This is a genomic window from Pseudomonas sp. GW823-FHT01D03 (assembly GCF_058798255.1).
Genome location: NZ_JBXAKK010000001.1, coordinates 3,794,066 through 3,806,454 on the forward strand (window position 1 = coordinate 3,794,066; position 12,389 = coordinate 3,806,454).

Here is a 12,389-nt window from a genome sequence, read left to right on the forward strand (position 1 = left end):
CGCCTACCCCAACAGCGCAATCAACTGGTGGCGCTGCGCATCGGTGAGCATCGGCCCGAACCCGGCGCCGGCGTTGTCAGCCATATAGCGTGGGTTGCCGGTACCGGGAATCACGCAGGTCACCGCCGGGTGCGACAGCAGGAACTTCAGCGCCAGTTGCGGCCAGCTGTTGACCTGCACGTCCGAGACCCAGGCCGGCAAGGGCTTGCCCTTGAGTCGGGCGAGCAAGTCGCCGCCACCGAACGGCCGATTGCAGATCACCGCCACCCCGCGTTCACGGCACAACGGCAGAATGCGTTTCTCCACACCGCGATCATCGAGGGCGTAGTTGATTTGCAGGAAGTCGAGTTGTTCGGCCTTGAGCAGCGCTTCGACTTCATCGTAGGCCGACGGCGTGTAATGGGTGATGCCGATGTAGCGAATGCGCCCCTGTTCTTTCCATTCGCGCAGGATTGGCAGATGGCTCTGCCAGTCCAGCAGATTGTGGATCTGCATCAGGTCGATGCGTTCGGTGCGCAGCAGACGGAAGGATTCCTCCATCTGCGCGATACCTTCCTTGCGCCCTCGGGTCCAGACCTTTGTCGCCAGAAACGCGGGTGAACGCGGTTCGTGAATCGATAGCAGCTCGCCAGTAGTTTGCTCGGCGCGGCCATACATCGGCGAGCTGTCGATCAACGTGCCACCCTTTTTGAACAGCTCGTCGAGCACTGCTGGCAATAGCTTATAAGCCGGATCGCCGGGGGCAACGTCAAAGCCGCGATAAGTGCCCACGCCCACTATGGGCAACAGCTCGGAGCTGGAAGGGATGGCGCGGGTCTGCATGGTCTGGTCTCCTGCCTGGCTCGGCGAAGTGGCAGTCGGCGTGATGGCAGTGGCCAACGCCCGGTCAAAGGTCAGGACCGCCGAAACCCCGGCAGCCAGCGTGAGCAAGCGGCGACGGGAGCAACCCTCAGTGTGGCTCATGCGGGTTCCCCTGCTGCGTGAATCTGTTGCACGTTGTGTGCGACGACGGCCAGCCGGATTCGCTGGACTACACTGCGACTGCGAACACCCGCGCCCCGTTAAAGTTAGTCGAATGTCCAGAAAACTGATGTCACTCGTCGCCTTGCTCATCGCCCTCTACCTGTTGCTGTGCGGGGCGCTGTTCATTTTTCAGCGCTCGCTGATCTATTTCCCCCAGCCTGACAACGCCGTGACTACGGAAGATTCGCGGCTGAAACTGGCGATGCCGGAGGCCGATGTGTGGGTGACCACGCGCGCGCATGCCGGGCCAAAAGCGCTGATCTACTTTGGCGGCAATGCCGAAGATGTGTCGCGCAATCTGCCGTCGTTCAGCGAGGCTTTTCCCGACTACGCGGTGTTTTTGCTGAACTACCGGGGCTTCGGTGGCAGCGGCGGCTCACCTTCGGAAGAAGCGATTGCCGAAGATGCGCTGGCGCTGTTTGATCAGGTGTACGCCAGCCATCCGCAGATTGCCGTGATCGGCCGCAGCCTGGGATCGGGGGTGGCGGTGCGGCTGGCGAGTCAGCGTCCGGCGACCAGATTGATTCTGGTGACGCCGTACAACAGCCTCGAAGAAATTGCCGTCCGCCAATACCCGTGGTTTCCGGTCAAATGGTTGCTCAAGGATCGCTTCGAGTCGGGCCGCTATGCCGCGCACATTCAAGTGCCGACCCTGCTGCTGGCGGCCAGCGATGACGAGGTGATTCCACGGAACAGCACGCAGCGGCTGCTGGCGCATTTCCCCAAAGGCGTGGCGACGCTGCGGGTGGTGCCGGACTCGGGGCACAACTCGATTTCCGAGCGGGTGCAGTATCTGCAGTGGATGCAGGAAGTACTTGATCGCTGATAGCCGATTATTGCGTAGGCTGAACTGGCCCCTTCGCGAGCAAGCCCGCTCCCACAGAGGTACGCATTGCCAAGGTGGGAGCGGGCTTGCTCGCGAAGGCGCCAGTGCGGACAACACAAAATCCAATGATCGCCACCCCCTGAATCAACCCACAAAAAAGCCAGGTGGCCAGCATGAACCAAGTGCAAAAAGCCCAGTCCTAGTGGCGCCGTATTCCGCGGCCGCCCACTTCAGCACTGTCTTTTTCCCTGAGTCTGCCGTCCCATGCGCCATGTCGTTCGCTCATCACGCTTCGTTTCGCTGTGCCTGCTGATCCTTGCCTCACTATTCACCGAGACCTCCCACGCCAGCGAAGAGCGGCAACTGGCCGCCGCGATCAACGACTATCGCGCCCATCCGCAACGTTGCGACCGCCGCCCTGCCCAGCGCCTGGCGCCACTGTCGCTGAAATCGAATCTGGCGTTGCCGATCGGCTATGGCTACGGCGGTGGCTTGCGCGAGAGGTTGAAATCTTCCGGTTATTCGGCGGTAGCGGTGCGCAGTATCCGCATTGTCGGTGCCGGGGATGCTGAGGAAGCCTTCGAACAGCTGCAAGACAGCCACTGCTCCGCCCTGCTTGACGCGCAGTACGCCGATATCGGCGTCAGCCGCTCCCGCGGTGAATGGCAAGTGGTGCTGGCGCGACCGGTGCTCGACAGTCGTGTCGGCGACAACCGCAGCGTCGGCAAGGCCTTGCTTGCGGAGGTCAACGCCGCCCGGGCACGCCCACGGATGTGCGGGCGCCAACGCTTCGCCGCCGCCCGCCCCCTGAGCTGGAACGCCGCGCTGGGAGCCGCCGCACAAGGCCACAGCAAAGCCATGGCCTACGGCAACTACTTCGCCCATCGCGACCCGGACGGCGATATGCCGGCAGATCGCGCCCGGGCGGCGGGTTATCGAGGTCGGCAGATCGGCGAGAATATCGCCGCCGGCCAGAGTTCACCAGGCAAGGCGATGGCCGGATGGCTGGCCAGCCCCGGGCACTGCGCCAACCTGATGAATCCGATGTTCACCCAGGTCGGCGCCGGGTTCGCCAGTGAGGCGCGCAGTGATGAAGGCGTGTACTGGACGATGGTGTTTGGTGCGCCTTGATTGGCTTGAGAGATTTTCAGAGAGGCTACTGACCCCTTCGCGAGCAAGCCCGCTCCCACACTGGATCTGTGTTGTTCACAAATCCATGTGGGAGCGGGCTTGCTCGCGAAGGGGCCGGTACATACACCCTCAATCGCTTGCGCCGCCTCCCGGTTCAGTCCAGTTCGGTTTGATGCGAGAAATTACAGCGCAGTAGAAACAATCGCGCCCTTCGACAAAAAAGGGCGCTGGAGTCTGGTGTAAAACGGCCGGGGTTCAGACCGGAGAAATCGTCGCGAGCATTCCGATCAGAATGGTCAACGTCAGAAACCCACCGAGGAAAATCGCCATCTTGTTCATGCTGCTCTCCTTAATGTTGAGCTTGCGGTGCACCGGGCGCTTCAGGATGAAGGGCTGCCGCGGGTGACCGAAATGCCGGGCTATTCTGAGCGCCTGACTGAACCGGTTACAGAGGCAGATCCAGCAGAAAAATACGGATCAGATGCCAATCTGATCCGCTCCGCCCATGCTCTGGTATTCAGATCGGCACACAACGGTTCGTGATCCGCCGCTTTGAACTAGAGTGATTGCCGTCGCGCGAAGAACAACAACAATTCCAGGAGTGGTCAATGTCCGAACTGAACCTGCACCCCAACGCCGCCGAATCCCTGAAACGCTGGCACGAGATAATCCGCACCGGCAACCTCAAGGCCTTGCCCGAACTGCTCGACCCGAACGCGGTATTCCGCTCGCCCATGGCCCACTCGCCTTACCCCGGCGCGCAAGTGGTGACGATGATCCTCAGCACCGTATGCAACGTGTTTGAAGACTTCAAATACCACCGCGAACTGGCGACTGCCGATGGCTTGAATGTGGTGCTGGAGTTCAGTGCCAAGGTGGGGGCAAAAGAGTTGAAGGGGATCGACATGATTCGCTTTGATGAAAGCGGGAAAATTGTCGAGTTCGAGGTGATGGTGCGGCCGTTGAGCGGCTTGCAGGCCCTCGGCGAAGAAATGGGGCGGCGGCTTGGTGCGTATCTGGCAAGCGCGAAACCAAAGTAGGATCAGGCGCCACAAAAAAGCCCACTGACCGTTACCGGTTCAGTGGGCTTTTGTGCATCAGGCGTCTAGTTACAGCGCCATGTCACGTGCAGCATTTTCCTTCGGCGCTTCAGCTTTTTCAGCTGCAGGTGCGGCCGGAGCAGCAGCCTGACCGATCACCGGTGGAGTCGGCAGTTCGAGAATCTTGGCGGTGTACGCCCACTCTTGTGCCACTTTGGCCGGATCGTTGTTCAGTTGAGTGCCGTAGCTTGGAACGATCTGGTGCAGCTTGGCCTGCCACTCAGGGGTGGCGACTTTGTCTTTGAAGACTTTCTGCAGCACGCTCAGCATGATCGGTGCAGCGGTCGACGCGCCTGGCGATGCGCCCAGCAGGCCGGCGATGGAGCCGTCTTGCGCAGCAACGATTTCGGTGCCCAGTTTCAGCACGCCGCCAGCGGCTTCATCACGCTTGATGATTTGCACGCGCTGGCCGGCTTGCCACAGGCGCCAGTCTTCGGCTTTGGCGTTCGGGAAGTATTCCTTCAGCGCGTTCAGACGGTCTTCATCCGACAGCATCAGTTGACCGGCCAGGTACTCGACCAGCGGGTATTCCTTGATGCCGACCTTGGTCATCGGCCAGATGTTGTGGGTGGTGGTGCTGGTCAGCAGGTCCAGGTACGAGCCTTCTTTGAGAAACTTGGTGCTGAAGGTCGCGAATGGGCCAAACAGGATGACGCGCTTGCCGTCCAGAACACGGGTATCCAGGTGCGGGACCGACATCGGTGGTGCGCCAACCGAAGCTTTACCGTAGGCCTTGGCCAGGTGCTGCTCGGCGATGGCCGGGTTATCGGTCACCAGGAACGAGCCGCCGACCGGGAAGCCAGCGTATTCCTTGGCTTCAGGAATGCCCGACTTCTGCAGCAGGTGCAGAGCGCCGCCACCAGCGCCGATGAACACGAACTTGGCGTCGGTTTCGGTTTTGGTGCCGTCTTTCAGGTTTTTGTAGCTGACGCGCCAGGTGCCGTCTTCGTTCTTGGTGATGTCCTGCACTTCGCTGGACAGTTTCAGATCGAAGTTAGGCTTGGTCTGCAGGTAAGCGGCGAACTGGCGGGTGATTTCGCCGAAGTTCATGTCGGTACCCAGCGGGCTCCAGGTGGCCGCGATTTTCTGGTTCGGGTCACGCCCTTCCATCATCAGCGGGACCCACTTCTTGATCACAGCCGGGTCTTCGGAGTACTGCATGCCGGCGAACAGCGGGCTCGCTTGCAGGGCTTCGTAGCGCTTTTTCAGGAACTTGATGTTGTCATCGCCCCACACGAAGCTCATGTGCGGAGTGGTGTTGATGAACGAGCGAGGGTTCTTCAGAACGCCTTGCTGAACCTGCCAGGCCCAGAACTGACGGGACACCTGGAACGCTTCGTTGATCTCGACAGCTTTCGGGATCGTCACGTTGCCTTTGTCGTCTTCCGGGGTGTAGTTCAGCTCAGCCAGCGCCGAGTGACCGGTACCGGCGTTGTTCCAGCCGTTGGAGCTTTCCAGGGCGACGCCATCGAGGCGCTCGACCATTTCCATCGACCAGCTTGGCTCCAGCTCATTGATCCACACACCCAGAGTGGTGCTCATGATGCCGCCGCCGATCAGCAGAACGTCGACTTTCTTTGCTTCTGCAGCATTGGCGGACGACATCCCCATCGCCAAAGCCAGCCCTAGCAAGGCTGTGTTCACTTTCTTAAACATCCGTTGCACCTATGATAAAACGCCTTCCGCCCGCCGCTGTTATCTGTATGCGATCCGCTTTGATGACGCTCAGGCTCGCGTCGCAGATTCCGGCACACTTCAATTTAGACGGGTGGGCACACAAGGCCGACGTACCGCATCGACCTCAGTTAATGTCCCTTCTGAACTGACTTCTTATCATTATTGGCTTCAGCTACTTGAGCGACAGGGATTCCGTCAGCCCGCCCCAAAGGCAGGCAAACCGAATAAGGTCAAACCAAGTTGGCGCGAAGAATATCACGTCAGGGCAAACCCGCGCGTCTGTTCCCGACTTGAGAGTCTTTTTCCGCTGTGGACGTTATCGGCCGGTTTGGGCTGAACATGATCCCGAAACCTGTGATGGCTGGGCTGGCCCCATCGCGAGCAGGCTCACTCCTACAGGGAATGGGGCTGCTCGCGATAGCGGCACTACAAGCGAAACCGATCCACCGACAACGCCAACGCCCCCGCGAGACTCGACAACTCATCGGTAGTATTGGCCGTCTGCCCGATCACCTTGCTGTTGCCCTCGGACATCCCGGCGATCATCTCCACCTGATGGGCGATTTCGTTGCTGGCATGACTCTGTTCGCCGATGGTGCGAGTGATGTCGTTGACCAGTTGCGTGGTGCTGAGGGTGGCATCGAGGATTTCGCGGATCGCCCGTTCGACTTCGGCCGTCACCGCCATGCCCTTGTCGACCTGGGCCACGCCGGCCTCCATGCTGCTGACCGCCTCGCGGGTGCTGTGCTGGATGCGTGCGACCATCGCGGCGATTTCCTGGGTCGAAGCACTGGTGCGGGCGGCCAGGCTGCGCACCTCGTCGGCAACCACGGCAAAACCCCTCCCCTGCTCGCCAGCCCGCGCGGCTTCGATGGCCGCGTTGAGCGCCAGCAGGTTGGTCTGGTCGGCAATGCTCTTGATCACCTGAATGATATTGAAGATGCCTTCGGATTCCTGATCCAGCGTGCGGATGACCTGCGCCGACTGTTGCGCCGAGCGGGCGATGTCGTCCATGTCGCTGACCACCTGATGGATCACCTGCCCGCCGCTCTTGGCCAGCGACTCGGCCTGATTGGCCATGCCCAGCGCGCGTTCGGCATGACGAGTGATTTCCTCGATGCTGGCGGTCATCTGGCTGGCGGCAGCGGCCATGGTGCCGGCGGCGGCGCTTTGCTGCTGACTGCTGTCGGCGACCTGATGGCAACCGTGACTCAACTGCTCGCTCATGCCGCTGACGCCATGGGCGTTGCGCCGCACGACGTCGATCATGTTGCGCAGGTCGCGCTGCATGGTCGCCAGACTGCGGATCAGCGTGCTGGCCTCGTCCTTGCCGGGCGGTTCGCTGATCGGCTCGCTGAGGTTGCCGTGGGCGATGCTTTGCGCGATGTGGTTGGCGGACTTCAGGGGCCCCATGATGCTGCGAGTCACCCAGCGCCCCTGCGCCAGCAACAGCAGCAGACCGGCGAGCAACACCACACCGAGGGCAATGTTGGCATTGCGAATGGCGCTTTCGGTGGCCTGACTGGTGTCGCGGGTATTGCTTTCGATCAGTTCGCTGAGCGCGGCCATCTGCTCTTCAAGCGCAGTGAAAGCAGTGTTGAACGTGCCCAGCTCCCGTTGCGCGCTGTCCGGGTTGTCCAGTGCCAGGCCGACAATGCGCTCGGCCGCCGCAATGTAGGTGTCCAGGCTGGGTTTTATGTGTTCCAGCGCAGACTTGATCGTCGGGTTGACTGGCAATTTGAGGTTTTCTTCCAGCACTTCGCGAAAATGCGTGGCGTGCTCGCTGATCGAATCACGCACCTCGGCGGCCGTGCCTGTACTTTTGCCCAAGCCGACCAGCATCGCCGAGTACACGTCGGCCCTCAGCGCGTCGTGCATCATGTCGGCTTCCATGTGATTGCGCAGCGCGGTCATGCTCACCGCGTTGTCGTTCACCGCCGCGGACATGCGCGTATTCCCCACATAGCTGACCAGACTCACGATCAGCGCCGTCAGCAGGCTGGTTGCTATCAGCAACAGCAAACGCAATTTGATCGACACCGTGAGTTCCTCCATGAGGCGCGCCGAATGCGCCTGTCAGGATTTCAGTTAAGCTTATTTGTGCAGAAGTGCCGCTTCAGAGCGTTTCAGCAAGTATCCGCGCGTTCGACGGAACTCCGGCAAAGGTCGCACCTCTGAGATTATGTAGTCTTCCTTTTTGCTTCGCGCTTGTGGAGGAACACCGTCATGCGCAAGTTAGTGCTCGTTTCTTCTCTCCTGCTCTGCCTCCCTGTCGGCTCGGCGCTGGCCCGTGTCGATGCCGGCGATGTCGCCACCTCGGCGGGTGTTTCCGCCTCGCTGTACTCGACCTTCAAGGATCACAAAATGGTGATCCCGGCGCGCGACGACCTGTCAGCGTTCGTCGCCAGCGGCGGAGCCATCCGTGGGGTTTATCTGGAATCGGTGCTGCAACAGGTGCGTCACGACAATCCCGGCCTCAATGCCAGCGATGAAGATCTCGCCAACGCGATTCTGGCGCATTACGAAGGCCTGAATCAGTAATTGCCAGGGACGCAGCGGCCGATGGACGGCAGCTGAAGGCGCATAGGCAAAACTGTCCGACGGCCTCTATGATGGAGGCCATGACGACTCTTGCGCCTGCTGCGCCTTTGCGCTCACCCTGCCCGCCCGGCGCCTGCGATTGCGGGCGCGAATCGTTGCTGGAAACGCCCGGCACTGATCTGCGCATTCTGCGCCTGACCCGCGAGCAGGAAAAAATCCTCCTCGCTCGCCTGGAACAACTCAAAGACCTCGCGGACTTGCGGCATCTGCAACAGCGCATGCACGAGCAGTTGGGCCTGCGCGTGGAAGTCGCTCCGGGGTTTCATGAGGTGCGCAGCATGCTCGGCATCGAGATTCAGATCAATGCACTGCCGGGGCTGTGCCGCAAGACGCGCAAGTCCATCCCGGCCGCGATTCGCCGGGGCCTGAACAACCACCCCGAAATCGCCTTCGAACTGCTCAACGCCCACGACTTGCTGCGCGACACCTGATCAGCGTTTCATCCCGACCCGCTTACGCATCTCGGCAGTGATGCTCTGGCGGACTTTCTTCATGTCGGCCCACGGCTCATCGCCGACATCGTTCAGGCGCTCATGGACATTGCTGATGTTCCACTGATTGCCGCCCTTGATTTCACCCACCTCTTCGCGAAACAGCGGTACCGACACCGGCAGGCCCTCACGGGTACGCGCGGCATAGGTACAAATAGTGGTGGCCCCCAGACCGTTGCGCAGGTAATCGATAAAGATCCGCCCGACACGATTTTTCGGCCCGGACACCGCTGAGAAACGTTCCGGCAACAGCTTGGCCATGTGACTGACGATCGCATGGCTGAAATCCTTGACCTCGTCCCAGCCATGCTTGCGGGTCAACGGCACCACCAGGTGAATGCCCTTGCCGCCACTGGTCTTGAGAAAGGCCTTGAGCCCCAGTTCATCCAGCACGGTGAGGGTCAGTGCGGTGGCTTCGACCATGCTTTTCCACGGCAGCGCAGGGTCAGGGTCGAGATCGAGGACGAAGCGGTCAGGCTTGTCCAGATCGACGGTGGTGGCGTTCCAGGTGTGCAACTCGACCGTGCTCATCTGCACTGCGCCGATCAAGGCCTCGGCATTGTTGATCAACATCACCGGTTGCCCGGTAACGTCCTTGTCCAGCGTGGTGATGCCGGGAATCGCCAGGCGCTCGGCGTTTTTCTGGAAGAACAGCTCGCCGGCAATGCCGTCCGGCGCCCGCACCAGCGCGACCGGGCGATCCTTGAGCTGCGGCAGGATCCACTCGGCGACGCTGGCGTAATACTCGGCCAGTTGCATCTTCGTGGTGCCGCTGACCGCATCGATCACCCGGTCGGGGTGGGTGATGCGCACTTTGCCGCTGGCGAGGCCGAGCTGTGATGGCGCAGCTTCGGCTTTCTTCGGCTCAGTGGCTTTCTTTGATTCTGCAGTTTTCTTCGACGAGGCAGCTTTTTTCGACGGGGTAGCTTTCGCTGAAGTCTTCACGGGTTTCGCGCGCTCCTCGGTAATTGACTTGGCCGGTTTGTCATTGCGCAGCCCATGGAACACAGCGTGGCGCACCGAACCGTCCTTGGTCATTTCGGCGAATGCCACTTCTGCCAACAGATTGGGTTTGAGCCAGTGCACACCTTTGGCCTCGAAGCCGCTGGGCGGATTGACCACGGCAGCCTTCTTCACCTGCAATGGCTTGAGCTGGGCGAGGATGCTTTTCAGTGTGGTTTCGTTGAAACCGGTGCCGACCTTGCCGGCATAGCGCAACTCGCCGCTGTCGCGATCATGCAGGCCCAGCAACAGCGCGCCGAAGGCACTGCGCGCACCTTTCGGATCGGTGTAGCCGACAACCACGAATTCCTGCCGATGCTTGCACTTGAGCTTGATCCAGTCGCTGCTGCGCCGTGACACGTAGGGCGAGCCGAGGCGTTTGCCGATCAGCCCTTCCATCTGCATCTGGCAGGCGCTGTTAAGCAACGCGTCCGGAGTTTCATCGAAGGCTTCGGAGAAGCGCAGCAACGGCTGCTCATGCCCACCGAGTACCGTGGACAACGCCGCGCGGCGTTCCTCGACCGGCACCTCACGCAGGTCGACGCCGTTGAGATAGGGCATGTCGAACAGGTAGTACATGATGCTGGCGCTGCGCCCAGCTTCGAAGGCATTTTGCAGCGCCTGGAAATCCGGTACACCATGTTCGTTGGCGACCACCATTTCGCCATCCAGCCATGCCGATTCCAGGCCCAAGGCCGCGAGAGCCTGCGCCTGTTGCGGCAGTTTGTGCGTCCAGTCGTGGCCGTTGCGGGTGAACAGTTGCACCTGATCGTGATCGATGCGCGCCATGATCCGGTAGCCGTCGAACTTGATCTCGTAACTCCACTGTCCTTCGGGTGCGCTGTCGACCAGAGTCGCCAGCTCCGGTTTGAGCTGCGCCGGCAGTTTGGCCTTGCGCGCACCGGTGAGCGTCCCGGACGCCGCCTTGCGCGGTTTGGCCGGGGACTTCTTCACTGGCTTGGCTTGCTCGGCGGCGAGCTTGGGTTTGCTGATCAGGGTGCGTTCGCTGAGCACGCTGTCCGGCTCGGCGCTGAGCACGTCGTAGTCGTCTTGCGGGCGCGCGGCGCTGTCCTGATGTTTGATCAGAAACCAGTTCTCCTTCTTGCCCGGCATGTGCGTGCGCACCAGGTTCCAGATCCCCGAGAGCTTTTCGCCCTGCAGCTCGAACTTGAGTTTGCCCTTGGCGTAAGCCTTGGCCGGATCCTCCAGCGGAATCCACACGCCACGATCCCAGACAATCACATCGCCGGCGCCGTAATGCCCCTCGGGGATGCTGCCCTCGAACGTCGCGTAATCCAATGGATGGTCTTCGACGTGCACCGCCAGGCGCTTGACCTTGGGGTCGAGCGATGGGCCCTTGGGCACCGCCCAGCTCTTCAGTGCGCCATCGAGTTCCAGGCGAAAGTCGTAATGCAGGTGCGAAGCATCGTGCTTCTGGATGCAGAATTGCAGCGCATGTTCAGTGGCCTTGCTGCGGCCACGGCGTTTGACGGCGGCGGGCTCCGAGGTCGCCGAGAAATCGCGCATGCGGTTGTAATCGTCGAGGTTCCTGTTCATGGCGCACCTGCCTTGTGTCAGCCAATGCGGGTCACGGTCAGCGCGACCACGGCGATCCGGTCCACGCGCTGGTAACCGGGGTTCAACAACTCTTCACCGAACACGTCAGGATCCAGTTCGCGATAGGTCCAGCCGAATCGCGTCGAATCCAGGCGTGGCACCACAGTGTCGAAAAACGGATCACGACCATCGACCATCGCTACCCCTGTGTACAACAGCAACGAGCCACCGGGCGCCAGTCGATTGAGCGCCTGCTCGACGATACGCAGCGACAACCCCGCACCGAGCGAGCCACCGCCATGCCGATAAGCACGCCCGGCCGGGTCAGCCATATACGGCGGGTTGGCGACGATCAGATCGAAGTTGCTTTCAGTGCCCTGCAGTACATCACTGGCCAGCACCTCGACATTGGCGACCTCGGCCAATGCGGCATTGATCGCGGTCAGGCGCAGCGCGGCGGGATTGATGTCCACCGCCAGCACCTCGGCTTCGCGGCGCGCGCGGGCAATCAGGATTGCGCCGACGCCGGCGCCGCAGCCAATGTCCACCGCACGCTGAATCGGCGCGAAGCTGTGTTGCAGATGCGCGTGAATCAGCTGCGCGAAACGGTAGGTATCCGGGCCGAAAAACACCGAATCGGCGGCATCGGTGGGAAAGCCGGAATGCACGAACAACAAGTCATCCAGGCTCGACCAGCGCACCCGGCTCTTCAAGCGGCCGTCGTAGGCGTCAATCACTTGTGCCTCCTGCAATTGCCGCTGTTCGTCAGCGGACAACAGCCCCGGTTCGAACGGGCGCGACCAGCCGAAGACGTCGCGCAGGGTATCGGCCACCTGCCCTTCGTCACGCTGGTTGACCCGCTGATGGGTCAATGGCGTTGGCGTGATGAAACGGTAGCCGTCGGCCTGCAAGCGCCGGCCGAGTTGCAGCAGCGTCAGGTCGTTGGCGGACAGTTGTTCTTCCTGATTCATGGAGATTTCC

General features: G+C 61.2%; 10 protein-coding genes and 1 pseudogene. 5 read left to right on the forward strand and 6 right to left on the reverse strand.

What is annotated here, in order from left to right; genetic code table 11:
• Positions 1–3: 3 nt before the first annotated feature.
• Positions 4–963: an aldo/keto reductase gene (locus AC1RBR_RS16470; RefSeq protein ID WP_492565578.1), complete on the reverse strand. Its 960-nt coding sequence runs from the start codon at positions 961–963 to the stop codon at positions 4–6.
• 112 nt (positions 964–1,075) lie between these two features.
• Here AC1RBR_RS16470 and AC1RBR_RS16475 point away from each other — a divergent pair, with 112 nt between their 5' ends.
• The 3 genes from AC1RBR_RS16475 (at position 1,076) to AC1RBR_RS16485 (ending at position 4,020) form a co-directional block, all read left to right on the forward strand.
• On the forward strand, positions 1,076–1,849 hold the full coding sequence (locus AC1RBR_RS16475; protein WP_492565580.1) for an alpha/beta hydrolase: 774 nt from the start codon (positions 1,076–1,078) through the stop codon (positions 1,847–1,849).
• Positions 1,850–2,113: 264 nt separating this feature from the next.
• Entirely contained in the window at positions 2,114–2,980 is an 867-nt protein-coding gene (locus tag AC1RBR_RS16480) for a CAP domain-containing protein (RefSeq protein WP_492565582.1), read from the forward strand.
• Positions 2,981–3,588: 608 nt separating this feature from the next.
• The gene (locus tag AC1RBR_RS16485) at positions 3,589–4,020 is read left to right on the forward strand and encodes a nuclear transport factor 2 family protein (RefSeq protein ID WP_492565584.1); all 432 of its coding nucleotides are present in this window, start codon (positions 3,589–3,591) and stop codon (positions 4,018–4,020) included.
• A gap of 69 nt (positions 4,021–4,089) precedes the next feature.
• Here the strand turns inward: AC1RBR_RS16485 and mqo are convergent, their stop codons facing one another.
• The 3 genes and pseudogenes from mqo to AC1RBR_RS16500 all read right to left on the reverse strand — a co-directional run.
• Positions 4,090–5,736: a malate dehydrogenase (quinone) gene (gene mqo, locus AC1RBR_RS16490; protein ID WP_166497826.1), complete on the reverse strand. Its 1,647-nt coding sequence runs from the start codon at positions 5,734–5,736 to the stop codon at positions 4,090–4,092.
• A 447-nt stretch (positions 5,737–6,183) separates the two neighbouring features.
• Positions 6,184–7,047: a methyl-accepting chemotaxis protein gene (locus AC1RBR_RS16495; RefSeq protein ID WP_373558112.1), complete on the reverse strand. Its 864-nt coding sequence runs from the start codon at positions 7,045–7,047 to the stop codon at positions 6,184–6,186.
• Positions 7,042–7,812, reverse strand: a pseudogene (locus tag AC1RBR_RS16500) (HAMP domain-containing protein); the annotation flags it as partial. The gene AC1RBR_RS16495 and the pseudogene AC1RBR_RS16500, both read right to left, overlap by 6 nt.
• Positions 7,813–7,983: 171 nt before the next feature.
• On the opposite strand from AC1RBR_RS16500, the gene AC1RBR_RS16505 reads away from it, so the two are divergent.
• A complete protein-coding gene (locus tag AC1RBR_RS16505) occupies positions 7,984–8,298 on the forward strand; it encodes a DUF2388 domain-containing protein (protein ID WP_492565585.1) in 315 nt (104 codons plus the stop codon).
• A gap of 68 nt (positions 8,299–8,366) precedes the next feature.
• A complete protein-coding gene (locus tag AC1RBR_RS16510; protein ID WP_492565587.1) occupies positions 8,367–8,789 on the forward strand; it encodes a hypothetical protein in 423 nt (140 codons plus the stop codon).
• Here the strand turns inward: AC1RBR_RS16510 and ligD are convergent, their stop codons facing one another.
• Positions 8,790–11,408, reverse strand: a complete 2,619-nt coding sequence (ligD, locus tag AC1RBR_RS16515; RefSeq protein ID WP_492565589.1) for a DNA ligase D — start codon at positions 11,406–11,408, stop codon at positions 8,790–8,792.
• A gap of 17 nt (positions 11,409–11,425) precedes the next feature.
• The gene (locus AC1RBR_RS16520) at positions 11,426–12,379 is read right to left on the reverse strand and encodes a methyltransferase (protein ID WP_492565591.1); all 954 of its coding nucleotides are present in this window, start codon (positions 12,377–12,379) and stop codon (positions 11,426–11,428) included.
• Positions 12,380–12,389 lie beyond the last annotated feature (10 nt).

What these genes read in the sequence shown, in the direction of transcription:
- mqo (WP_166497826.1), bottom strand. Translation starts at nt 5,736, where the DNA reads ATGTTTAAGAAAGTGAACACAGCCTTGCTAGGGCTGGCTTTGGCGATG.
- ligD (WP_492565589.1), bottom strand. Translation starts at nt 11,408, where the DNA reads ATGAACAGGAACCTCGACGATTACAACCGCATGCGCGATTTCTCGGCG.
- AC1RBR_RS16495 (WP_373558112.1), bottom strand. Translation starts at nt 7,047, where the DNA reads ATGCAGCGCGACCTGCGCAACATGATCGACGTCGTGCGGCGCAACGCC.
- AC1RBR_RS16485 (WP_492565584.1), top strand. Translation starts at nt 3,589, where the DNA reads ATGTCCGAACTGAACCTGCACCCCAACGCCGCCGAATCCCTGAAACGC.
- AC1RBR_RS16480 (WP_492565582.1), top strand. Translation starts at nt 2,114, where the DNA reads ATGCGCCATGTCGTTCGCTCATCACGCTTCGTTTCGCTGTGCCTGCTG.
- AC1RBR_RS16470 (WP_492565578.1), bottom strand. Translation starts at nt 963, where the DNA reads ATGAGCCACACTGAGGGTTGCTCCCGTCGCCGCTTGCTCACGCTGGCT.
- AC1RBR_RS16520 (WP_492565591.1), bottom strand. Translation starts at nt 12,379, where the DNA reads ATGAATCAGGAAGAACAACTGTCCGCCAACGACCTGACGCTGCTGCAA.
- AC1RBR_RS16505 (WP_492565585.1), top strand. Translation starts at nt 7,984, where the DNA reads ATGCGCAAGTTAGTGCTCGTTTCTTCTCTCCTGCTCTGCCTCCCTGTC.
- AC1RBR_RS16510 (WP_492565587.1), top strand. Translation starts at nt 8,367, where the DNA reads ATGATGGAGGCCATGACGACTCTTGCGCCTGCTGCGCCTTTGCGCTCA.
- AC1RBR_RS16475 (WP_492565580.1), top strand. Translation starts at nt 1,076, where the DNA reads ATGTCCAGAAAACTGATGTCACTCGTCGCCTTGCTCATCGCCCTCTAC.